Origin of the sequence: Providencia sp. 2024EL-00732 (assembly GCF_044006275.1) — a bacterium.
Classification (GTDB): domain Bacteria; phylum Pseudomonadota; class Gammaproteobacteria; order Enterobacterales; family Enterobacteriaceae; genus Providencia; species Providencia huashanensis.
The window spans coordinates 131,983-154,574 of sequence record NZ_JBIPDG010000009.1; the positions used below are offsets into that span (position 1 = coordinate 131,983).

21 protein-coding genes are annotated in these 22,592 nt (G+C 40.3%); 10 read left to right on the plus strand and 11 right to left on the minus strand.

Translation table 11 applies throughout. The features are described from left to right. Positions 1-50 precede the first annotated feature (50 nt). On the minus strand, positions 51-1,607 hold the full coding sequence (locus tag ACHB7C_RS14700) for a phosphoethanolamine transferase (RefSeq protein ID WP_395347707.1): 1,557 nt from the start codon (positions 1,605-1,607) through the stop codon (positions 51-53). 486 nt (positions 1,608-2,093) lie between these two features. Here ACHB7C_RS14700 and ACHB7C_RS14705 point away from each other — a divergent pair, with 486 nt between their 5' ends. Continuing rightward, a complete protein-coding gene (locus ACHB7C_RS14705) occupies positions 2,094-3,074 on the plus strand; it encodes a glycosyltransferase (RefSeq protein WP_166685533.1) in 981 nt (326 codons plus the stop codon). Here ACHB7C_RS14705 and ACHB7C_RS14710 read toward each other — a convergent pair whose 3' ends face one another. Further along, a complete protein-coding gene (locus ACHB7C_RS14710; RefSeq protein WP_395347709.1) occupies positions 3,075-4,313 on the minus strand; it encodes an O-antigen ligase family protein in 1,239 nt (412 codons plus the stop codon). Positions 4,314-4,567: 254 nt separating this feature from the next. Between ACHB7C_RS14710 and mutM the strand changes: the two genes are divergently transcribed. Further along, on the plus strand, positions 4,568-5,377 hold the full coding sequence (mutM, locus tag ACHB7C_RS14715) for a bifunctional DNA-formamidopyrimidine glycosylase/DNA-(apurinic or apyrimidinic site) lyase (RefSeq protein ID WP_395347711.1): 810 nt from the start codon (positions 4,568-4,570) through the stop codon (positions 5,375-5,377). Between the two features lie 10 nt (positions 5,378-5,387). On the opposite strand, the gene coaD is transcribed toward mutM, so the two are convergent. Beyond that, positions 5,388-5,873 carry a pantetheine-phosphate adenylyltransferase gene (gene coaD / locus ACHB7C_RS14720; RefSeq protein WP_042846826.1) on the minus strand — a complete coding sequence of 162 codons (486 nt, stop codon included), beginning with the start codon at positions 5,871-5,873 and terminating at the stop codon, positions 5,388-5,390. Between the two features lie 202 nt (positions 5,874-6,075). On the opposite strand from coaD, the gene waaA reads away from it, so the two are divergent. Next, entirely contained in the window at positions 6,076-7,356 is a 1,281-nt protein-coding gene (gene waaA, locus ACHB7C_RS14725; RefSeq protein WP_042846726.1) for a lipid IV(A) 3-deoxy-D-manno-octulosonic acid transferase, read from the plus strand. Between the two features lie 199 nt (positions 7,357-7,555). Further along, positions 7,556-9,022, plus strand: coding sequence for a glycosyltransferase family 39 protein (locus ACHB7C_RS14730; protein ID WP_166685494.1), 1,467 nt, complete (start codon positions 7,556-7,558; stop codon positions 9,020-9,022). A 67-nt stretch (positions 9,023-9,089) separates the two neighbouring features. Here ACHB7C_RS14730 and rfaC read toward each other — a convergent pair whose 3' ends face one another. From rfaC to rfaD, 3 genes are read right to left on the minus strand one after another with little or no spacing between them, the layout of a single operon-like run. Beyond that, positions 9,090-10,052, minus strand: coding sequence for a lipopolysaccharide heptosyltransferase RfaC (gene rfaC, locus ACHB7C_RS14735; RefSeq protein ID WP_166685495.1), 963 nt, complete (start codon positions 10,050-10,052; stop codon positions 9,090-9,092). Next, positions 10,052-11,098: an ADP-heptose--LPS heptosyltransferase RfaF gene (rfaF, locus tag ACHB7C_RS14740; protein ID WP_131680753.1), complete on the minus strand. Its 1,047-nt coding sequence runs from the start codon at positions 11,096-11,098 to the stop codon at positions 10,052-10,054. The genes rfaC and rfaF overlap by 1 nt, the downstream gene beginning before the upstream one ends. Positions 11,099-11,107: 9 nt before the next feature. Then, the gene (rfaD, locus tag ACHB7C_RS14745) at positions 11,108-12,046 is read right to left on the minus strand and encodes an ADP-glyceromanno-heptose 6-epimerase (protein ID WP_042846722.1); all 939 of its coding nucleotides are present in this window, start codon (positions 12,044-12,046) and stop codon (positions 11,108-11,110) included. Positions 12,047-12,275: 229 nt separating this feature from the next. On the opposite strand from rfaD, the gene ACHB7C_RS14750 reads away from it, so the two are divergent. Beyond that, positions 12,276-13,472: a glycine C-acetyltransferase gene (locus ACHB7C_RS14750; RefSeq protein ID WP_198861022.1), complete on the plus strand. Its 1,197-nt coding sequence runs from the start codon at positions 12,276-12,278 to the stop codon at positions 13,470-13,472. 11 nt (positions 13,473-13,483) lie between these two features. Further along, entirely contained in the window at positions 13,484-14,509 is a 1,026-nt protein-coding gene (gene tdh, locus ACHB7C_RS14755) for an L-threonine 3-dehydrogenase (protein WP_042846719.1), read from the plus strand. A gap of 92 nt (positions 14,510-14,601) precedes the next feature. Here tdh and ACHB7C_RS14760 read toward each other — a convergent pair whose 3' ends face one another. Then, positions 14,602-15,561: a divergent polysaccharide deacetylase family protein gene (locus ACHB7C_RS14760; RefSeq protein ID WP_395347757.1), complete on the minus strand. Its 960-nt coding sequence runs from the start codon at positions 15,559-15,561 to the stop codon at positions 14,602-14,604. Positions 15,562-15,643: 82 nt separating this feature from the next. Then, positions 15,644-16,933, minus strand: coding sequence for a murein hydrolase activator EnvC (gene envC, locus ACHB7C_RS14765; RefSeq protein ID WP_395347715.1), 1,290 nt, complete (start codon positions 16,931-16,933; stop codon positions 15,644-15,646). 436 nt (positions 16,934-17,369) lie between these two features. On the opposite strand from envC, the gene ACHB7C_RS14770 reads away from it, so the two are divergent. From ACHB7C_RS14770 to cysE, 4 genes are all read left to right on the plus strand, one after another. Continuing rightward, complete coding sequence (locus tag ACHB7C_RS14770; RefSeq protein ID WP_042846716.1) at positions 17,370-17,807, plus strand: rhodanese-like domain-containing protein; 438 nt, start codon at positions 17,370-17,372, stop codon at positions 17,805-17,807. 358 nt (positions 17,808-18,165) lie between these two features. Then, positions 18,166-18,642 (plus strand): protein-export chaperone SecB, encoded by a 477-nt coding sequence (gene secB, locus ACHB7C_RS14775; protein ID WP_042846715.1) that lies wholly within the window; start codon positions 18,166-18,168, stop codon positions 18,640-18,642. Continuing rightward, the gene (gene gpsA / locus ACHB7C_RS14780) at positions 18,642-19,670 is read left to right on the plus strand and encodes an NAD(P)H-dependent glycerol-3-phosphate dehydrogenase (protein WP_042846714.1); all 1,029 of its coding nucleotides are present in this window, start codon (positions 18,642-18,644) and stop codon (positions 19,668-19,670) included. The genes secB and gpsA overlap by 1 nt, the downstream gene beginning before the upstream one ends. Positions 19,671-19,735: 65 nt before the next feature. Then, positions 19,736-20,557 carry a serine O-acetyltransferase gene (gene cysE / locus ACHB7C_RS14785; protein WP_042846713.1) on the plus strand — a complete coding sequence of 274 codons (822 nt, stop codon included), beginning with the start codon at positions 19,736-19,738 and terminating at the stop codon, positions 20,555-20,557. 44 nt (positions 20,558-20,601) lie between these two features. Here cysE and ACHB7C_RS14790 read toward each other — a convergent pair whose 3' ends face one another. The 3 genes from ACHB7C_RS14790 to galE all read right to left on the minus strand — a co-directional run bounded on the left by ACHB7C_RS14790 (position 20,602) and on the right by galE (position 22,583). Then, positions 20,602-20,862, minus strand: a complete 261-nt coding sequence (locus ACHB7C_RS14790) for a hypothetical protein (protein ID WP_395347718.1) — start codon at positions 20,860-20,862, stop codon at positions 20,602-20,604. A gap of 28 nt (positions 20,863-20,890) precedes the next feature. Further along, entirely contained in the window at positions 20,891-21,394 is a 504-nt protein-coding gene (gene trmL / locus ACHB7C_RS14795; RefSeq protein WP_042846710.1) for a tRNA (uridine(34)/cytosine(34)/5-carboxymethylaminomethyluridine(34)-2'-O)-methyltransferase TrmL, read from the minus strand. 163 nt (positions 21,395-21,557) lie between these two features. Beyond that, entirely contained in the window at positions 21,558-22,583 is a 1,026-nt protein-coding gene (galE, locus tag ACHB7C_RS14800; RefSeq protein WP_395347720.1) for a UDP-glucose 4-epimerase GalE, read from the minus strand. Positions 22,584-22,592 lie beyond the last annotated feature (9 nt).

Below are 22,592 nucleotides of genomic sequence, written 5' to 3' on the forward strand. Positions count from 1 at the left end.
ATATTATACTAACCCCTAAATTGATAAAATGGTTGCCTGTCTAATGATTCCTATTTTCCTCGTATATCTATAGGCAGGTCATCTTCTTCACCATCCCTTAACTCATTGAATTTATTTTTAAATATATCTAAATTATCATCATTATAGCTAGAAAATAAACTATAGTTAGGGTCTATTTTTTTATTTTTAATATTAAGCCAGTTTGCTAGACCTGTGGTAAACAATTTCCCCGATTTATAGCTTTTAATGATTTCTTTGGTGTTACTGTCAGAATTAAACATCATGAGAGGAATATTTAATACTTTTGCCGAAACATGGCTTAAATTTAATTTAATCTGGTCATCTATTAATGAATGAGAGAGTCCATGATCAGCAAAATACAACATGGAGAAGCTACGATGAGTTTGTTTTTGTTGCTCTTTTAATGAATTATAAATTAGGCCAAGTATTTTATCTGTTTTTTCTATACTAGCAACATAACAAGAGATATTATTGAATTGATTATCTTTAGTCCTGTAGTTATTTTTATAATCTTCAATTCGAGCACAAGCATCGGGGTGTGAGCCATATAAATGAATGACAAAGAGTCTCTTTTGTTTTTTACTGACCTTTTCATCTAACTCTTGTTGGAATACATTTACTAAACTAAAATCACTAGTATCTTTAGAATTAAATGCGCCCATTTTATTGAATTTTTTAATATCACTTCTTTTTGCGATAAATGTAATTGGTGTATCAAACTCACCAAGAAACCCTTGATTTGATAGCCAATACACCTTGTACCCTGCTGATTTTGCTAAGTCGACAAAATTTAAGCCATAATTCGGTAACCATTCATCTTTTTGGGATTGGGTTAGCATAATTCGCAAAGATGCCACCGTGTTAGTGCCACCGGAAGTTAATCCTTCAACAATGACTCCATTTGTCTTACTAATAAAAGGTGTGTTTTTAATTGGGTAGCCGTAGGCATTCATATAATCACGACGAACACTTTCACCAATAATTAAAACATAATCATCATATTGTGGAGTACCTACTTTTAATGTTGAATCTCCCCATTCACTTTTTTTAGTAAATTCATTTAAGTTATTGACTTCATTTTTTACATTTAATATAGAGTGATAGATATTATCAAAAAATTTAAAAGGGGATTGATTTATCAATGCAATAATGGCTAGGCAAACAAGCAATGTTTTATTTTTATAAAAAAATATGCCGTTTTTAATGGTCATTTTCCTATAATAAATAAAAGCAACAATAATAAATATTGCGAAAAGATAATTTTTTATAGGGATTTGTGTGAAAAATTCTTGGGATTCCATTGCATCTGTAGCGACGACAGAGGAAATATATTGGTAGGTTGGCTCCCCAAAGTTGAGGCCAATTGGTGTATAGAGTGCATTGACTATAATAATAGGGAAGCCAATATACCAATAAGCTTTATTTGATGAGCTTAATATAATAATTAAAAAGCAGACTAGTGTTATTTCCCTAACCGTTGGGTGTGCATTACCGGTGCCGAGCAGCATAACTTTGGATAATGTCGCTAAAATAACCAGCGCAAGTATGATGAGTATATATTTTTTTAGCTCAATGCTTTGTTTCATTGTTATATCGTAAAGTAAAATTTAGTTGGTATTATGAATACTAATAATTAAGATTAGTATTTTCCTAACGCTACCCCATAATCCGATTATAGTGTAAATACAGAATATTTATATAGATTACAGCCAAATTGTTTAATAAAATTAAAGCTAGTTGTTTAGACTTAACAGTTTCATGGAGTTTTTCAACTAAACGTGGTCTGTCAAGATATCTACTGTTGATATATTGCACAATGCAAGTCATCAAATTTGGTGTGCAATAAAATTATACGATACTAAGTGCTGGTTTTGGCAGTTTAACCCTCAAAACACTCAATATAACCATTTGTTATATATGTGGTTTTTTCTGTTGAAAGAGATAATCGTAAAGCTGAGTGAATTAACATAAATCAGGGCAAAATTAGTTTATACTATTGGTGTATGTTATTAAAACTCAATTAAGCTTAGCTAATCTGAAGTTGTAAAAATGTGAGGGGTAGGAACCTTAAAATGTTATGTAATGAGATGATAAAATCAAAGATAGAAATTAACTCAGATACCAACATTAGTAATGAATGTTACTTTCACATTTCATATGGCGTAGATGAAAATTTTTTATACGGTGTAGGGACATCGATTTCCTCGATTCTGCTTAACAACCAAGAAAATTTTTTCCACTTTCATCTCTTTGTTGATAATTTAAGCGATGAGAGGTTGTTTCATCAATTAATGGAACATACGCAACATAGGTTAAGTATATATCTTATTGATAACGAAAAATTTAAATCTTTACCTCTACCATCAAAAGGCTGGAGTTCCGCAATATATTTTCGCTTAATTATCATTTCATACTTAGCAACAAAAGGGCTTGATAAACTATTATACTTGGATGCCGATATTATCTGTAAAGGGGAGTTATCATATCTGGGTTCATTAGAATTTAATGAGAGTACTTATCTATATGCCGTTAAAGATAAGTTCCGTAGCGATAAAAATTCATTACCCATGGATATGTCAAAGTATTTTAATTCTGGTTTTTTATATATGTCGATAAAAAGGATGGCAGAATATAACATTCCAAATCAAGTCATTGATTTGGTTAATAAAAATGACTTTACGCACCCAGATCAGGATGCTTTGAATATTTTATTAAATAATAAAGTGATCAATATCAGTGAGAATTTTAACTTTATGTTTTCTTTAGATTGGCATATAACCAAAAAATCAGACCTCCCTAAAATCTCTGAGCAGGTTGTTTTTATTCACTTTGTCGGTTTAACAAAGCCATTTCATGAATGGGCTAAATTTTATTCAGAGTGTATTTATTTCGAGTCTGCAAGGGATAACTCCCCTTGGAAAAATGTCCCTTTACTAAAACCGGAAGGTTATAAACAGTTATCAAGAAAAAAATCACATTTAAGAAGAAATGGCGATTATATTGGTTTTCTTATCACAACCATAAAGTATTTGATGAGAAAACTATCTATCTAATTAATTCGATAGACATTTTTTGACTAAAATGGCAGTTAATATATTATATAAGATGAAAATATCTAAAAAGATAAACTCAAATAGACAATACACCAAAAAGTAACCAATAGAAGAAACAAAGATCCCAACATTAAGAATATTTTTTCCCCTTCGAATGTCTTTTAATAGGTCTTTCATATTAATGAAAAATGCAGATAAAAATAAAACTAAGCCAATAAAACCAATGTTATAGATGATATTTAAGAAAAAGGGCTCATCATTGTTATAGAAAGACTCACCTGACTTACGTGAATATCCCATTCCACCTTGGTTAGTTGGGGCTTTATTATCAAGTAAGAACTGATTGTACGCGACAGAACCATAACCAACACCAGCAAGCTGACTAGCAAGGCTTTGTGTAAAAATAGGGTAGCGTGTTTCAATGATTTTATCACGGTTAGATGTTAAGTTTTCAGAATATAAAGATTGGTTTATTTTATTTTTTACCTGAGGGATGTAATGATAAGAAGTAAAAATAATAGCTACAGCTAATACGCCAAGGCTAATTATATTAATAAGGAACTTCTTGTAGTTTGCTGATAATAAACATAAAATCATAAATGCTTCTATCACGACAGCCAATGCTCCACCACGACTTCCAGTATAGAGTAGGAATAAAAATGCACAGGCAGATAGGGTCAACATTAACAATTTAAGTAATATTTTTTTAAATAAAAAAACAGCACTGAAAGTGAATGGGAATAGTAATGTCATATAGTGCGCAAAGCCATACCTTAGTTGTAGGTATAGAGGCAACTGACTATTTTTAAATTGTTTTAGTATGGGGATGATAAAAATAGTAAACGCAAGGGTAGCAATAAGGGCATAAATAATCGTTTTATTTGATTTTGACATCTCTTTTTTAAAAACGATTAAAAACAATGTAATAATGACAATATAGCGCCAGTCATTAAAAAATTCTTTAACGGCCTCATGAGTGAAGCTTGGATAGGTGAAAATGACCGCACATAATAACCCCCAGGCCCCAAATAAAAAAAGTATTTTCCTATTTTTGATTAATGTAATAAGGTCATTTTTAATATTAATTTTATATTTAAAAATTGAGTATAAGGTATATATAAAAAGTAAAGTAGCAGAAACATTTAATACGCCTTGGGTATCATTGGTAAACATTCCTAAAGTGACTAAAAATAATAATAAAAAAGGGAGTTGATTGGTGACATTGTTATTTATATTCACAAAATAGCCTTTACTCTATTTAACAGTTTATGCTGATTACCCAAAGTTTTTATATTGATAAATTACACTTATTTATCATGAGGGAAAGTGCTTTAAATGTAAATACTTTATGATAACTTCTGTTTATGAATCGGTACTTAAATATCAATCAGCTTATTTACCAAAGTGTTCAGCTTCGTGTTATAACAGGTGGTGCCTTAGAATAGGTATTTGATACAGTGTACTTTTTAATTGGGTCAATATAGGTATAAAGCATGCCAGAACTACCAGAAGTCGAAACAAGCCGTCGTGGTATCGAACCCCATTTGGTTGGTAATACAATATCTTATGCCATTGTACGTAACGGTTGTTTACGTTGGCCAGTTAGTGAACAAATTAAAAGTTTATCAGATGAAGCGGTTTTAAGTGTTCAACGTCGCGCTAAGTATTTGCTGATTGAATTGCAAACAGGGTGGATTATTGTACATCTTGGTATGTCTGGTAGTGTCCGAATTTTAACGGAAGAATTACCTGAAGAAAAACATGACCATGTAGACCTCATTATGCGTGATGGCAAAGTACTTCGCTATACCGACCCTCGGCGTTTCGGTGCTTGGCTTTGGTGTGATGACTTAGAAACCAGCTCTGTACTTGCGCATTTAGGCCCAGAACCGCTATCTGATGCTTTTAATCCTCACTATCTTTATGAATTAGCTCAAAAAAAGAAAGTCGCTATCAAGCCTTGGTTAATGGATAACAAAGTTGTAGTTGGTGTTGGTAATATTTATGCTAATGAAGCCTTATTTGCGGCAAAAATCTCACCCGAAAAAATTACCAATACACTAACTTTGGAAGAGGTTACTGAATTAGTTCAACAAATTAAAAAAGTTTTACAGCGCTCTATCGAACAAGGTGGCACAACGTTGAAAGATTTTTTGCAATCGGATGGTAAGCCAGGCTACTTTGCTCAAGAGCTGTTCGTGTATGGCAAAAAAGGCGAACCCTGTTCAATGTGTGGAACACCAATTGAAAGTATTAAACAGGGCCAACGTAGCACCTTTTTTTGCCCGCAATGCCAAAAGTAGTAGGTACTTACTATTTTTTATTGAGCTTCTTTAACATTGCCTCAGCAACGACTGGGGGCAAGAAAGAAGAAATATCACCATCATGAAGTGCAACATCCTTTATTAAAGATGAAGAAACAAAGGATAAACTTTGTGATGGTAATAAAAATACGGTTTCTAAATCCGGCACAAAGTGGCGGTTCATATTTGCCAGTTGCCACTCATACTCAAAATCGGCGACCGAGCGAACACCCCGAATGAGAATATTGGCCCCATTCTTTTGTGCAAAATTTGCCATTAGTTCAGAAAAACCAACGACTTCTACATTATTAAGATGAGAAGTGACTTCTTTAGCAAGAGCAACACGTTCATCAAGTGAGAACATTGGGTTCTTTCGTTGGCTATTAGCAATAGCGAGTAGGACATGGTCAAACATTGCTGCTGCACGAGTAACAATATCAACATGTCCAGATGTAACCGGGTCAAACGTACCAGGGTAAATAGCCTTGTGTTTCATGGCGATAGTATCTCTTTGTTTGCTATTACTTATTCTAAAAAACAGCATGAATAAGCGTTGATAGTAATTAACATTATCGGCTATCTGGCATGGTTGCAACTGTAGATAGTGGTCTGTTATCATTTTTAGGTGCATATTCTGCACACTTTTATTTGAGCTTTATGCTAAGATAGCGCCAATTTTGGTAAGTGAATCAGAACGAATGTTATTGCTGCGTTTATATCAGGTACTTCTTTATCTTATCCAGCCATTTATATGGGTTCGCCTATTGCTGCGCAGCCGTAAAGCGCCTGCGTATCGTAAACGGTGGGGCGAGCGCTATGGTTTTTGCGCGGGGAAAGTAAGGCCTCAAGGTATTTTGCTCCATTCAGTCTCTGTTGGGGAGACTCTCGCGGCGGTTCCTCTTGTTCGCGCACTTCGCCATCACTATCCCTCATTACCAATTACTGTGACGACGATGACGCCAACTGGCTCTGAGCGTGTACTTTCTGCTTTTGGTGATGATGTTGACCACGTTTACTTGCCTTATGACCTTCCCGGTTCAATGCGCCGTTTTCTTAAACAAGTAGACCCTAAACTTGTGATTATCATGGAAACTGAGTTATGGCCAAACATGATAAATCAGCTCCATAAACGTAAAATTCCTTTGGTTATTGCCAATGCACGGTTATCTGAGCGTTCCGCTCGGGGGTATCAAAAGCTCGGCAATTTTGTAAAACGGATGCTGCGTAATGTCACGATAGTTGCTGCCCAGCACCAGGAGGATGGCGAGCGTTTTGTTCAACTTGGGTTAAGGCGAATGCAACTGAATGTGACAGGGAGCTTAAAGTTCGATATTTCTGTGACACCTGAATTGGCTGTTAGGGCAATAACATTGCGTAGGCAATGGGCTGCTCACCGCCCTGTTTGGATTGCTACGAGTACACACGAAGGTGAAGAAGCAATTGTATTAGAAACACATCAAAAATTGTTAGCCCGCTTTCCTGACTTACTATTAATTCTGGTTCCTCGTCATCCTGAACGTTTTGCCAAAGCAGAGGAACTCACTCAAAAAGCAGGTTTAACATTTATTCGCCGTAGTGCCAATACTGTCCCAACATCTGATATACAAGTGGTTATTGGCGATACGATGGGGGAGTTAATGCTGCTATACGGTATTGCGGATATTGCATTTGTCGGGGGAAGTTTAGTTGAAACAGGGGGGCATAACCCTCTTGAAGCCGCTGCTCATGCTTTACCTGTTTTAATGGGGCCTCATACGTTCAATTTCAAAGATATCTGTGGGAAATTAAAACAAGCAGATGGTTTAATTACGGTAACAGATAGTGAATCGATGGTTCAAGCAGTGACCAGTTTGCTTTCTGATGAAGATTACCGGTTATATTATGGTCGACATGCTGCAGAAGTGCTGCATGAAAATCAAGGGGCCTTACAGCGCCTCTTGAAATTACTGCAACCTTATTTGCCTCCGAAAGAACAATAGTCGTCAATAAAGTCTTTTCTCGAGTAGAAACTTGAACATTACAGCAATAAACTGTGAATATTTCATGGCATACCTTAGTATTATTCCTAAACTATAGTAGACTGCACCGTTTATTATTGAGCCGTTCTAGTTTGGTTTATTGCACTTGAAGTCGCACCCAAATGGAATGTTGAAATTTTTTCTTATCTTTTAAGACTATATGCCTGCTATCAATCAATCAATATCAAATAAATATGTCTATCTATGGGTTATAGGCTACGCTATCGCTTGGATCTTAGCGAGTTTCTATTTTGACCCAACGGTACCTTATGACACTGTAGAAGCAGTGAATTGGGGAATGAATGGCGAATGGGGCTCCCCTAAAAACCCATGGTTTGTTGGGGTATTGATGTGGCCTGCAATTTATTTAGGGATATCATATAGCTTCTATTGGTATTTTATCCATTTTGCGGGTATTGCATTTGGTTTGCTTGGTGTGTGGAAACTCGCTTTTCATTTAACAGGGCGTCGTGACCTAGCTTGGTTTGCGATGCTGATGTTAAATTTATCAGGTGTAATTAATTTCGATATCATTCCATATAATGATAACTATATTTTAGTGACTTTATGGCCATGGACTATTTACTTCTTTCTACGCGCTGTAGATGACAACCCTGCATGGTGGCTACCTTTTGCCTTGTTTGCAGGGTTGGCCACGATGGGGAAATACTCAACTTTAGCTTTAGTTGGCTCTGTTTTCTTGTTAACACTATTTGTAAAGCAGGTTCGCCAAAGTTATCGCCACCCCGTTTTTTATCTCGCAATTGCCCTTTGGTTTGGGCTGGTATTACCGAATTTCTTTTGGTTAATGGCGAGTGATTTTTCTGCGTTTAAATGGGTTGATTCGCAAATTGACCCTGGTTTCAATTTGCATACAACTCAAGCTGCGCTAAGTGTTTTTTACCCACTAATCATTGCTGCTGTGATCGTTTATCGTGGTGGCGGTAAGTTAGGCTGGCCGAAACCTATTGCCAATAGAATGGCTAATTTTATTATCTTATTTCCACTTATTGTGATTTATGGCTGGTTTTCATTCCATGATGGCGGTCGGATCACCGAATGGTTACAACCATTTATGGCCGTTTGCGCACCGTTATTTGTTGGTTCGATCACGGTGCTGCCGAAAAAAACCTTTAAAAAATCATTAGTGGGCTTTGCCGTTTTTGGTGCTTTAGTGTTAGTCGGGTATATCACGGTGCAAGCGGCAAACATCCGTGGAGCAGGGCAAAAATTTATTGGTGTCAAAGACCTGATTGCAGAAGGTGAGCAACGTTGGTATCAGCGATATGGTACGCCAGTTAAATATGTTGGTGGGGAAGATAACCAGTATCAATGGTTTATCATTTACGCAAAAGATAGGCCGCATGTGATCCAACCTTGGTCGATGGAAAAACATATGCCACCAAATGTATATAATCGTGATATTACCGAAGCGGAAATTCGCCAGCATGGTGCATTGCTACTCGGCAAAAAATATGATGATTGTGCCCATGAGAACTTTGCTAAAGTACGTAAGTTTTGGCCGCAATTTACGATAGAAAAAGAAGATGTGATTTACCGTTCTGAACCGGATGCCGCACCTGAAACCATGTGCTTTGGGTTTATTGCGCCGGAACAAAAGAAATAAAAGGGTTTAAATTTATGTCATTAAGCGGTCGGTTGACCGCTTTTTATCAATTTAGTTATGACTTTGATTAGAGATATCGGGCTAGTTGCCGATAAACATCAAGAGCTTGAATACTCGCCATCGTATTTTCAGGAGGCTTAATGGTATTCTGATGTTGCCCATATCCCCCAATCAACCCTGGGTCAGTGGGCCCAAACAGGGTGAAATTGGGTTTATCAAGCGCAGCAGTCAAATGGCTAAGCCCAGTATCGACAGAAACCACTGCTTTAGCATTAGCAATTTGTTGTGCAACCTCAGCTAAAGTCAGTTTTGGCAATACCTCGACAAAATCAAAGCCTTTCGCTAACCGCTCTGCACGTTGTTGCTCATGAGGCGCACCCCACGGCAGTTTAATTTGAATACCACTATTCGCCATTAAGCTAATGAGTTCTCGCCAGTTTTCTTCTGGCCAGTGTTTATCATCGCGGGTTGTTGAATGCAAAAAGACGACGTAAGGGCTTTGCCCATCTTCAGATGATTGTAAAAAATGGCGTGCAATGGCGTAATCCCCTTGCTGTGTTGGGCAATCATAATTAAGGCTTTTGGCAAACAGTTGGCGGATGCGTTCGACAGCATGTTGTTGTTTACTAATTGCATAACGGTGGTCATAGAACCAACTGGCTAACGGCTCGCGAATACTATGGCGGTCGTACCCATGTTTGTCACCCTTTGCTAAACGGGTGACAAGAAAAGCGCTCTTTAATAACCCTTGAGCATCAATGATGGCGTCATACTGTGTTGCTTGTAATTTCTTGCGAAATTCTGCGCGTTCGGCCCTGATCGGTGCAGAAAACCAATTTTTTCGCCAGCGGCGAATGGCCACAGGGATCACTTGGTTAACGGCACTGTGCCATGTCGGAATTTGCGCGAAGCCTTCCTCAACGACCCAATCAAATTGGATACCGGGTATGGCTTGTTGTGCATCGGTCAGTGCTGGTAATGAGTGTAAAACATCTCCCATTGAAGATGTCTTGACTAATAATACTCTCATTATTCAATACCTATATTTAACCGAGCTAACGCATCGATAACTAATTGAGGTTGGATATCAATCAAACTTTGGTGATAACCACTTTCACCGTCACCTTTACGCACTTTGTGATACCCCGTAATTAGGCGGATCACTTCTGCTTTATCTGATAATGGCGGGGTGAAATCAGGGCTACTTGGGCCATATAAGGCGACAAGAGGTTTACCTAGCGCTGCTGCGACATGCATCAAACCAGAGTCATTACTGACAACGGCAGTACAGGCATCGATCAGATTCACAGCTTGTTCTAAAGATGTTTTTCCTGAAAAATTATGGCAATGTAATTTCGCATCATCAGTCAGCTCTAAACGAATGGCTTCACCGGCTTCGTGGTCTTTTTGTGAACCAAATAGCAGCACCTGATAGCCTTTTTCGCTAATTAATGTTTGAGCGAGAGAAGCGTAGTGATAGTGAGGCCAACGTTTGGCTGGCCCGAACTCTGCACCAGGGCAAAAACCAATAATAGGGCGAGAACCATCAACCCCAAAAGTTTGCAGGGTTTCAGTGACTTCTTGCGGCACTGTCACCAGTTTAGGCGGTAAAATTGGTGTCGGAATATCGGAAGCTGATTGAATAGTTTGCTTATCATAAGCTAGAGCAACATATCGCTGCACCATTAAAGGAAAAGCGTCTTTATTTAGCGGGCGAATATCATTGAGTAGGCCATAGCGCATTTCTCCCCGCCACCCGGTTCTTTTGGGGATTCTTGCAAAGAAAGGCACAAATGCAGACTTCAAAGAATTGGGTAACACAATAGCTTGATCATAGCCATTTGCTTGCAAACTTTTGCCTAATCGACGACGTTCACCAATTTCAAGTGCCCCATGGCCTAGCGGCATAGGAATTGCGTTACTGACTTCGGGCATTTTGGCAAGTAAAGGGCGACACCATTGTGGCGCCATCACATCAATCTGCGCATGGGGCTGTAACGCCTTTATTGTGCGATAAAGGCTCTGTGACATCATCATATCCCCTACCCAAGAAGGGCCGATCACCAATATTTTCATAAATAATAATTACGCGTCTTTATTTAGCCATTGCATATATTCAGCAACACCTTCTGCAACCGTCTTAAATGGTGCAGTATAGCCGGCGGCACGTAGCTTAGTGAGGTCAGCTTGTGTGAAGCTTTGGTAGCGGCCTTTTAATTTTTCAGGGAATTCAATATATTCGATAGCGACATTTTTATCTTTGTGGAATTCAGTGACTGCATCAGCAACGGCTTGGAAAGATTCCGCTCGCCCTGTACCGCAGTTAAAAATACCTGAAACATTATTTTCCCAGAACCACAAGTTAACCGCGGCTACATCACCGACATAAATAAAGTCACGGCGGAAACCATCGCTACCTTCGAACAGTTTTGGACTTTGCCCTTCATTAATTTGCTTATTTAGGTGATAAGCAACGCTTGCCATGCTGCCTTTATGGTTTTCATTTGGCCCATAGACGTTGAAATAACGGAAGCCACAGACTTGCGAACCCGCTTCAGGCAAAATTTCGCGAACGTATTGGTCAAACTGGAATTTTGAATAGCCATATACATTCAACGGTTTTTCAAATTGGCGCTCTTCGATAAAATTATCGCTACGGCCGCCATATGTCGCCGCTGATGAGGCGTATAAGAAGGGAATTTCCCGCTCTAAACAGTAGTGTAGTAACTCTTTAGAATATTGATAGTTATTATCCATCATATATTTGCCATCCCACTCAGTGGTTGATGAGCAAGCACCTTCATGGAATACCGCGTCCACATCGCCGAAATCATCACCGGCAATGATACTAACAATAAAATCTTCTTTGTCTGCGTAATCGGCAATATCAAGGTCAACAAGGTTGGCAAATTTAGTGCCATCTTTCAGATTATCGACTACTAGGATATCTGTGCGGCCAATTGCGTTTAGAGCTCTAATAATATTGCTGCCAATAAAGCCAGCTCCACCAGTGACTATGATCATTGGATATACCTCAAATGGGTTAAAAAAATAGAATAACAATGGGTGACTATAATAACACCTCTTTCCATCGACAGCAGTATTGTTAATAGAGATTTGAACTAGTGTGTTAATCAGAACAAGGCCATTATCGTGATCTTGCCTACAAACTTAACTTATTTGTGCTGTGAATGTCGCTACCAACAGAGACTATTATTAAACTCTATTAATAGTCATTATACAGGAACAAATCATGTCAGATAAATTTTACCAGCAGATCCAAGACCAATTGGTGCAAATTGAAGCGGATGGGTTATTTAAAAATGAACGCATCATTACCACTTCACAAGATGCTGACATTGAAATTATCGGTGGCCAGCGAGTGATTAACTTTTGCGCAAATAACTACCTTGGGCTGGCGAACCATCCTGCATTGATTGAGGCGGCAAAGCAAGGAATGGATAGCCATGGTTTTGGAATGGCTTCTGTACGGTTTATTTGTGGTACCCAAGACAGCCATAAGGTTCTCGAACACAAGCTCGCTGACTTTCTTGGTATGGAAGATGCTATTTTGTATTCTTCTTGTTTTGACGCAAACGGTGGGTTATTTGAAACATTACTAGGGCCTGAAGATGCAATTATTTCAGATGCATTAAATCATGCTTCAATTATTGATGGTGTCAGGCTAAGTAAAGCAAAACGTTACCGTTATAGTAATAACAACATGGCCGAGTTAAAAACACGTCTTGAAGAAGCGAAAAGCGCGGGGGCTCGGCATATTCTAATTGCCACAGATGGCGTATTTTCGATGGACGGTGTCATCGCTGACCTTCAGTCAATTTGCGACCTTGCTGATGAATATCAAGCTTTAGTCATGGTTGATGATTCTCACGCAGTTGGCTTTGTGGGGGAAAATGGCCGTGGTAGCCATGAGTACTGCAATGTCATGGGGCGCGTCGATATTATTACAGGAACATTAGGAAAAGCACTGGGGGGAGCCTCTGGTGGGTATACCGCTGCGAGAAAAGAGGTCGTTGAATGGTTACGTCAGCGTTCTCGCCCGTATTTATTTTCCAATTCCCTTGCGCCAGCCATTGTTGCTGCATCCATTAAAGTCATCGATATGATGAGTGAAGGGCAACATTTACGTGAGAAGTTATGGAATAACGCCATGTTATTTAGGGAGAAAATGACATTGGCTGGTTTTACGCTCGCGGGGGCTGATCACGCAATTATCCCCGTTATGTTAGGGGATGCGAAGTTAGCCCAAGTATTCGCCAAAGAGCTTCTTAGTGAAGGTATTTATGTTACCGGCTTTTTCTATCCTGTTGTGCCGCAAGGCCAAGCTAGGATACGTACCCAAATGTCTGCAGCACATAGTAAGGAGGATATTTTACACGCCGTTGAAGCATTCACCCGCATAGGTAAAAAACTAAACATAATCAAATAATAAGGCCGTCTATGAAAGCACTGTCCAAATTAAAAGCAGAGCCAGGTATATGGATGACAGATGTTCCTAAACCGGAACTCGGGCACAATGATGTGATGATAAAAATTCGTAAAACCGCTATTTGTGGTACGGATGTCCATATCTATAACTGGGATGAATGGTCGCAAAAAACGATCCCTGTCCCTATGGTGGTCGGTCATGAATATATAGGGGAAATTGTTGCCATTGGGCAGGAAGTGAAAGGTTTTAATATTGGTGACCGGGTCTCTGGTGAGGGGCATATTACCTGTGGTCATTGCCGAAACTGTCGTGGTGGCCGTACCCATCTTTGCCGTAATACTATAGGCGTGGGGGTCAACCGTACTGGCTGCTTTGCTGAATACCTAGTTATCCCCGCATTCAATGCCTTTAAAATTCCCGATAATATCCCTGATGAAATTGCCGCTATTTTTGACCCTTTTGGCAATGCAGTTCATACCGCACTATCCTTTGATTTGGTTGGGGAAGATGTTCTGGTTTCAGGCGCAGGCCCTATCGGTATTATGGCTGCCGCAGTTTGCCGACACGTTGGTGCCCGCCATGTTGTGATCACAGATGTTAATGACTATCGTCTTGAATTAGCGAAAAAAATGGGGGTGTCACGAGCGGTCAATGTCAGTCGTGAAAATTTAAAAGATGTAATGAACGAACTTGGTATGAAAGAAGGCTTTGATGTCGCATTAGAGGTTTCAGGTGCCCCAGCCGCTTTTCAAACCATGTTAGATACCATGAACCACGGTGGGCGAATTGCATTATTAGGGATCCCCCCAGCTTCGATGGCGACGGATTGGAGCCAAGTCATATTCAAGGGGCTGTTTATTAAAGGGATCTATGGCCGGGAAATGTTCGAAACATGGTACAAAATGGCGACCCTAGTACAATCAGGGTTAGACTTATCACCGATTATTACTCACCAATTTCCGATTGACGAGTTCCAAAAAGGCTTTGATATCATGTGCTCAGGGCAGTCTGGTAAAGTTATATTAAATTGGGATTAACTTTTATAACGTAATGCCCCTTTTCCCCTTCTGCATTATTTCCACGCCAGAAGGGGACTACCACCTGTTGAATAGCTTATGACTTGGGTTGTTTAGTCTTTTAATAAAAGAGGTTGTAAGGCCTTGTCGTAATAAATCCCTTCAACTACAAACATAATAAAATCAATTCCTTGTAGTTTATTCTTTGGTGTTTCAAACTCGCAAAGACCTAATTCTGCGGGGGGAGCTTCAACCGTTGTCACCTCTTGTTCGGGCTCGGGTTGTACTTCTTCTTCAGGTGTTGCGGATGGCGGAGTGGAAGATTCACTATTTTGTGGTTGCTTCGCTTCTTCCGATAGCATTCTGAGTGATTTTGCAGGTTGTTTATCGGCTGGTTGTGGGCTAAGCAGCGAACTAACCGCAACAAGTTCAATATCCGCAGGGAGCTGTGGAAGGTACTTTTGCAAAGCACGTACTGTGGATGGGTGAGGGTGGCCAATCGCAACGGCACTGCCATGTTTACGTGCATAGGCAACGGCTTTGTTAAGTTGACCGCGGGTTTCTTCTTCCGATTGGTGGTTATCGATAAAAATATGGCGGCGTAAGGTTGGCACACCGTATTCTTTCGCCGCATTTTTCACTTGTGTATTACCAATGGTGACACTATCTAAGAAAAATAAATTCGATTGTGACAGGCTGTGCATGACATTACGCATCCCCGGTAAGCTCGATGTCATCTCGCTACCCATATGATTATTCATACCTTTTGCATAGGGTACCCGTTTAATCGCATTCTTAATGAGTCGGTCAATATCCTCTGCACTCATTGAGGGGGATAATGTATCTTTTTCTAAGGGCTGGTTACTCAATGGCTTCATTGGCATGTGGATTAAAATATCCCGCCCTTGCTGATGGGCCTTTTCTGCCACTTCACGACCGTGTGGAGAGCTTGGTAAGATAGCAATAGTGACCGCGGTTGGTAACGCTAAAATTTGGTTATCTTCTTTGACTCGGTAACCAAAGTCATCAATAACGATAGCCAGTTTTGCTGCACTCACCTGTAGACACACCATTAACAAAGAACATCCAATGAGTAATCTAAAGGGTAAGTACTTCAACATAATTTTATCCTAATCTTTTAAATTTAACGTTTTGCTATCGGCCCAACCAAGGTCGAGGGTTTACGGTTTTACCTTGTCTACGGATTTCAAAGTACAAAGCAGGGCGTTCTTGGCCACCACTACTACCGACTAAGGCAATAGGCTGACCCGCTCGAACTTCTTGGCCAACATTCACTAATGCGCTTTGGTTATATCCATAAAGGCTCATATCACCTTTACCATGTTCAACGACCACAACCAGCCCATAACCTTGTAGCCAGTCGGCCAGTAACACTCTGCCATCTGCAATGGCTTTTACTTGCGTGCCTTCATTTGCCGCAATAACCATACCTTTCCAGCGTAATTCACTAGAGATAACATCACCATAGTTATGCAGTAATGAACCGCGAACTGGCCAAATTGCTTGCCCAGCAGGGCGCCCTAATCCACCTGTTCGAGACATAAGTGAGCGTTCACTTTCTGACGGTTTATAAGTTGAACCTTTTTGTTTTGCTTGGCGTTCTTTTTCTGCTACTTGTGCACGGATACGAGCAGCTTCACGGGCTTCTCGCTCAGCTCTTGCTTTTGCTTCCCGCTCAGCACGTGCAATTTTGTCTCGTAGCCTTGCTTCGTTTTGTTTTAGAACCGCAAGGTTTTTTTGGTCCTCTTTTAATGTGCTTTCGAGCGCATTTAATGTTTTTTGGCGCGAAGCTCGGGCATTATCGAGTTTGCGCTTTTCTTGCTGTTGACGCGCAAGAGTTGTTTTTTGTTCCGCTTGTTTTTTCTGTTCCAGTTGCTTTTGTTCTTGTAGCGTTTGAGTTGTTTCTTCCAGTGCGGCAATGTTTTTTTCACGAGCCTGATTTAAATAACTGTAATAGGCTAAAATGCGCTCTTCACGCTGACCTTCTTCACCTTTAAACATTAAGGTAAGCCCTTGATGGTTCCCTAAGCGAAAGGCTGCATCAAGTTGGTCCGCCAGCAGTTTTTCTTGCTGTTGTTTCTTTATTTGGAGTTGTTTTATATTATTATTTAATGAAACTATTTCTTTATCTAATTGTTTTAATTGGTTTTGTGTTTCATGCAAACTACGGCCAGCAGCCGAAATACTTTGTTCTTGCTGCTTGAGTTGATTAAGCAGTGCCGAGCGCTTAGCTTGCTGTTCTTTAACACTTTTTTCTTTTTCGGCAATATTTTTCAGTAAATCGTGTAATTGCCCTTTATTTTCGGTGATCTGATTGGCAAATACGGTGTGGGCAGGGATGAGAGTAAACAGCCCTAAACCCAATAGAGCAGTAATAGCCTGACGAAGAAATGATGCTTTCATTCGATGATGTATATTGGCCATTGTGATAGTTCACCTCAATTAAGTACGATAACTGATTATTTCATCTGCAAGTTATGGTTTCCAGCACTCTCTAACAAATAGTATTGAAAACATTTACAAATTCGGATTTTTGCCCTGAGATAAAGGTTAATTAAGTTAAATTATATAGTTTTATTATCACTGATTTATTTTGTATAGCTAGTATTCAATCATTTTTTTATTATTGAACCCCTATTTAATCCATCACTTAGACCCGTTTAGCCATGTTTATGTTAAAATGTCTGCGTACAGTTTCGCGATACAAATGTTATTTTCCAGTGGTTCGGTATTCATTTTGCGTGCTTTACCGCAAAAAAAACACTGTAGTTTGTGTGAATTGGCTGTAATTAGCTCAACACAAAGGTATACTCTGAACCCTTTGATATTCGTTTTTAACTAACGGGAGTGATTGCCCCCCATGATCCAAGAAATCATGCAATTTGTAAGCCGGAACATGTTATTGAGTCTGGTTTGGATAGCGTTATTAGTTGCTGTGGTCGTAATGACTTTTAAAGGTCTTTTCTCTAAAACGAAAGTGATTGCTCGTTCACAGGCGATTACACTGATTAATAAAGAAGAGGCAGTTGTTGTGGATTTGCGTACTCGTGACGATTTCCGCAAAGGGCATATAATTGATTCTATTAACTTAACACCGTCTGAAATTAAAGATAACAATTTAGGCGAATTAGAAAAACATAAACAGAAACCCGTCATTATTGTTTCTGCGAGTGGAATGGAATCAGCTAAACCTGCTGAGCAACTTGCGCAATACGGTTTTGAAAAAGTTTTTGTCCTAAAAGAAGGGATTGCTGGCTGGGCAGGTGAAAACCTTCCATTAGCTCGTGGTAAGAAGTAGTTACCATATATAATAGTTAATCTTGAGTTGCATGTATTAATATGTAACTTGGGTAGTGCAATGCAGAGAGTCTTCTGTAACTCAAAATGAAATTATTTGGGTTACAGTTAGGCGCAAGTGAAGGTATCCAAGGAGCCTACATCAGTATGTGACTTGGGTAGCGCGATGCAGCGAACACCTTCTGTGGCTTAAGAAACAAGGCTTTCCTTGGGTTATTTTGGGCTACAGGCAGGCAGCAAATGAAGGTATCCAAGCAGCCTACATCAGTATGTGACTTGGGTAGCGCAATGCAGCGAACACCCCTGTAACTCGAAGAATAACAGGGAAAACTCATATGGAAGTTAAAAGGTACTAAACTATGTCAGAACAAAACAACTCAGAAATGGTATTTCAAATTCAACGTATTTATGCAAAAGACGTTTCATTTGAAGCACCTAACGCGCCTCATATTTTTCAACAAGAGTGGCAGCCAGAAATTAAATTGGATTTAGATACATCTTCAAATCAGCTGTCAGAAGGCGTTTATGAAGTTGTTTTACGTGTCACGACCACGGCAACGTTAGGTGAAGAAACCGCATTCCTGTGTGAAGTTCAACAAGCAGGCGTTTTCTCTATCGAAGGTATTGATGGGACTCAAATGGCGCATTGCTTAGGTGCATACTGCCCGAATATCCTGTTCCCATATGCACGTGAAGCGATTACTAGCTTAGTGGGTCGTGGTACATTCCCACAATTGAACTTAGCGCCAGTTAACTTTGATGCACTGTTCATGAACTACTTACAGCAGCAACAAGGTGAACAAGCGCAGAACTCAGAAGCTCAACAGGACGCTTAATGGATACTGCTTCAATGACAGTGATCGGTGCCGGCTCGTACGGCACCGCTTTAGCCATTACGTTGGCGCGTAATGCACATCAGGTCGTGTTATGGGGTCATGACCCAAAACACATTCGTCAATTAGAACAAGATCGTAGCAATCAGGCTTTTTTGCCTGGCGTTTCTTTCCCTGATAGTTTATCTCTCGAAACGGACTTAAAACGTGCCGTTGAGGCGAGCTCGAATATCTTGATAGTCGTCCCTAGCCATGTTTTTGGTGATGTACTAAAACAAATCCAACCTTATTTACGAGCAGATTCGCGCATTATTTGGGCGACGAAAGGCTTAGAAAGGGATACCGGTCGTTTGTTACAAGATGTGGCACGTGAGGTATTAGGCAATGAAATTCCTCTAGCAGTTTTGTCTGGGCCTACCTTTGCAAAAGAGCTAGCAGCAGGCTTGCCAACAGCAATATCGGTGGCGGCAAGTGATAGCCAATTTGGTGATGACCTACAACAACTTTTCCATTGTGGTAAAAGCTTTCGGGTTTATAAAAACCCAGATATGGTTGGGGTGCAACTTGGTGGCGCAGTCAAAAATGTGATTGCTATCGGGGCGGGTATTTCGGATGGCATGGGCTTTGGTGCCAATGCACGGACTGCTTTGATCACCCGCGGCCTTGCTGAAATGAGCCGCTTAGGTGCAGCACTCGGTGCTGACCCTTCAACCTTTATGGGGATGGCAGGGCTTGGCGATTTAGTGTTAACTTGTACTGATAACCAGTCTCGTAACCGCCGTTTTGGTATGATGTTAGGCGATGGCATAACGGTTGAACAGGCAGAAAAAGAGATTGGCCAAGTGGTTGAAGGTTATCGGAATACTAAAGAAGTCCGTGCTCTTGCTGAACGTGCTGGGGTGGAAATGCCAATTACAGAGCAAATCTATCAAATCCTCTATTGCCATAAAAATGTACTAGAGGCGGCGCAAGCATTACTGGGGCGAGCGACCAAAGATGAAATTGCTGATATGCCAAAACTGCATGATTAATAAAAATTAACCGCATTAAGAAGTTACATAATAGGGTAATTATAAAAATAGATAGGTGAGTGATTATGTCGCGTGAAGAATTGGATAGAATTTGGGGCTTCATTAAAGAAGAAGCGAAGTCGCTTGCTGACTGCGAACCACTCCTCGCCAGTTTTTTTAACGCGACATTATTAAAGCATGATAACTTGGGTAGCGCACTTAGCTATATGTTAGCGAATAAACTCAGTTCACCTATCATGCCTGCTCTTGAAGTCCGCGAAATCGTTGAAGAAGCATATCGCAATGACGAAGGCATGATTTTCTCCGCAGCAATGGACTTAGCTGCGGTTCGCCTACGTGACCCTGCCGTTGATAAATATTCCACTCCATTATTGTACCTGAAAGGCTTCCACGCCTTGCAAGCCTATCGCATCGGGAATTGGCTGTGGAAAGAAGGCCGCCAAGCGCTGGCGGTTTACCTGCAAAATCAAATTTCTGTTTCATTTGGTGTCGATATTCACCCCGCAGCTCGTATTGGTTGCGGTATTATGCTTGACCACGCAACAGGCATTGTAATTGGTGAAACGGCTATTGTGGAAAACGATGTATCTATCTTGCAATCGGTTACCCTCGGCGGTACTGGGAAAACCTGTGGCGACCGTCATCCTAAAGTCAGAGAAGGGGTGATGATTGGCGCGGGGGCAAAAATTTTAGGTAATATTGAAATTGGTCGCGGCGCAAAAATTGGTGCGGGTTCGGTTGTTCTTCATCCTGTTCCGCCACATACTACCGTTGCAGGGGTCCCTGCGAAGGTTGTTGGTAAGCCAAGTAGCGAAATGCCGTCCTTAGAAATGGACCAAAACTTTAACGGTAGTATTTATGGTTTTGAAGATGGTGATGGGATTTGAGTTGCGGGAAGGCGTAATAGGTAGTGAGTTGCTCACTATCGTTGTTATTTTTCAATAGTGTGTTTTTTAAACACATTTCCCTTTTTAAACTGAGTAATCGATTTATTTAAATGTTCGGCATTAGCGGGTGAACGTAATAAATAAGTGGTTTCATCGATACGACCTAATGGGGTATTCGTGGATTGCTCAGTTTGTTTAGTAAAAGGCTCTTCCATTAAAATATCTCGCTTATGTTCAGAAAAGTCACCTATCCCTCTAAATAATTCGAGCGGCACATTGCTTGGGTATTGGTGTGAAGCCAACACCCATACTGCTTGAAGTATGGCTAGGGGGCTAGTCTTTTAGCAACGCCCCTGCATACCCCAGCTGTCTCCATGCTTCAAACACCACAACCGCCACGGAGTTGGATAAATTCATACTGCGGCTATCGGCTAGCATTGGAATACGAATTTTTTGCTCCATTGGCATGTTATCGAGAACATAGGGTGGCAACCCGCGTGTTTCCGGGCCAAACATCAAATAGTCATTTTGTTGGTAACTGACATTACTGTGGCTGGGTTTACCTTTGGTGGTTAAGGCGAAGACGCGAGCACCACTTTCTGACTGGTTATTATCGGGGTTTAGCCCCTCACTTTTTAAGAAAGCGTAATAATCATGGTGATGTTTGATATCAGCAAACTCGCTGTAATCCAACCCTGCACGGCGTAGGCGCTTATCATCCCAAGTAAAGCCTAATGGGTGAATAAGGTGTAAATCAAAGCCGGTATTAGCGCAAAGACGAATGATGTTGCCGGTATTTGGTGGTATTTCTGGTTCGAATAAGACGATGTGTGGCATAACGTTAAGCTGATATTTGTAATGATGAAATAAATGATGGGTGGAGTTTACGCGCAAATGGGTTTATTTTCATGTGGAACTTTTATTTGCGGCTAAAAATTATTTGCACTCTAAAAACAAAAAACGAGCCATAAAGGCTCGTTTCTGAATTAACTCGTTGAGGTTAGCTGTTATAACCGTTAGGGTTCATAGACTGCCAACGCCAAACATCATCAGCCATATCTTGGATAGAATACTGTGCCGTCCAGCCTAAGTCTTGTGCTGCTTTTGCCGGGGTTGACCAATATTCAGCAATATCACCAGGGCGGCGGTCTGAAATAGTATAAGGGATTGGTTTACCAACCGCTTTTTCAAATGCAGCCACCACCTCTAATACACTGGTGCCTGTACCTGTACCAAGGTTATAAATATGAAGCCCTGCTTGCTGACTAACTTTATTTAGTGCAGCAATATGCCCATCAGCCAAATCCATTACATGAATATAGTCACGAACGCCGGTCCCATCTTTAGTCGGGTAATCACCACCAAACACAGCGAGCTCTTTACGACGACCAACTGCCACTTGTGCGATAAATGGCGTCAGGTTATTTGGAATACCATTCGGGTCTTCCCCCATCAAACCTGAATTATGCGCACCGACAGGGTTAAAATAGCGCAGTAATGAGATAGACCACTCGTTATCTGCAATGTTTAAGTCAGTCAAAATACGCTCAACCATATATTTACTGGTGCCATAAGGGCTATTCGTATTACCAACAGAAGCCTCTTCCGTTAATGGAATATGCTCGGGTTCACCATATACTGTCGCCGATGAACTAAAAATCAGGCTTTTTACGCCCGCTTTTTTCATGCTTTCCACTAATACCAATGTGCCATTGACGTTAACATCATAGTATTCAATCGGTTTCTGTACTGACTCACCAACCGCTTTTAACCCAGCAAAGTGGATCACTGAGTGAATTTGGTGATTAGCAAAAATAGTGTCTAAAATCTGGCTATCGCGCACATCACCTTGGTAAAAGACCGGCTTAACACCTGTGATAGCTTCAATGCGGTTTAGCACTTCAAGGTTAGCATTATGCAAATTATCTAAAATAATCGGCTGCATTCCCTGCTGGATCATTTGTACACAGGTATGGCTACCAATATAGCCAAGACCACCAGTAACGAGAACTTGTTGATTATTCATCTCAATATT

Excerpts from the sequence above, each read along its gene's own strand:
- mutM (WP_395347711.1), top strand. The coding sequence starts at position 4,568 with ATGCCAGAACTACCAGAAGTCGAAACAAGCCGTCGTGGTATCGAACCC.
- tdh (WP_042846719.1), top strand. The coding sequence starts at position 13,484 with ATGAAAGCACTGTCCAAATTAAAAGCAGAGCCAGGTATATGGATGACA.
- galE (WP_395347720.1), bottom strand. The coding sequence starts at position 22,583 with ATGAATAATCAACAAGTTCTCGTTACTGGTGGTCTTGGCTATATTGGT.
- secB (WP_042846715.1), top strand. The coding sequence starts at position 18,166 with ATGTCAGAACAAAACAACTCAGAAATGGTATTTCAAATTCAACGTATT.
- ACHB7C_RS14770 (WP_042846716.1), top strand. The coding sequence starts at position 17,370 with ATGATCCAAGAAATCATGCAATTTGTAAGCCGGAACATGTTATTGAGT.
- envC (WP_395347715.1), bottom strand. The coding sequence starts at position 16,933 with ATGGCCAATATACATCATCGAATGAAAGCATCATTTCTTCGTCAGGCT.
- rfaF (WP_131680753.1), bottom strand. The coding sequence starts at position 11,098 with ATGAAAATATTGGTGATCGGCCCTTCTTGGGTAGGGGATATGATGATG.
- cysE (WP_042846713.1), top strand. The coding sequence starts at position 19,736 with ATGTCGCGTGAAGAATTGGATAGAATTTGGGGCTTCATTAAAGAAGAA.
- ACHB7C_RS14700 (WP_395347707.1), bottom strand. The coding sequence starts at position 1,607 with ATGAAACAAAGCATTGAGCTAAAAAAATATATACTCATCATACTTGCG.
- coaD (WP_042846826.1), bottom strand. The coding sequence starts at position 5,873 with ATGAAACACAAGGCTATTTACCCTGGTACGTTTGACCCGGTTACATCT.
- rfaC (WP_166685495.1), bottom strand. The coding sequence starts at position 10,052 with ATGAGAGTATTATTAGTCAAGACATCTTCAATGGGAGATGTTTTACAC.
- ACHB7C_RS14730 (WP_166685494.1), top strand. The coding sequence starts at position 7,556 with ATGCCTGCTATCAATCAATCAATATCAAATAAATATGTCTATCTATGG.
- ACHB7C_RS14750 (WP_198861022.1), top strand. The coding sequence starts at position 12,276 with ATGTCAGATAAATTTTACCAGCAGATCCAAGACCAATTGGTGCAAATT.
- waaA (WP_042846726.1), top strand. The coding sequence starts at position 6,076 with ATGTTATTGCTGCGTTTATATCAGGTACTTCTTTATCTTATCCAGCCA.
- trmL (WP_042846710.1), bottom strand. The coding sequence starts at position 21,394 with ATGCCACACATCGTCTTATTCGAACCAGAAATACCACCAAATACCGGC.
- rfaD (WP_042846722.1), bottom strand. The coding sequence starts at position 12,046 with ATGATCATAGTCACTGGTGGAGCTGGCTTTATTGGCAGCAATATTATT.
- ACHB7C_RS14760 (WP_395347757.1), bottom strand. The coding sequence starts at position 15,561 with ATGGTGTGTCTACAGGTGAGTGCAGCAAAACTGGCTATCGTTATTGAT.
- ACHB7C_RS14705 (WP_166685533.1), top strand. The coding sequence starts at position 2,094 with ATGTTATGTAATGAGATGATAAAATCAAAGATAGAAATTAACTCAGAT.
- gpsA (WP_042846714.1), top strand. The coding sequence starts at position 18,642 with ATGGATACTGCTTCAATGACAGTGATCGGTGCCGGCTCGTACGGCACC.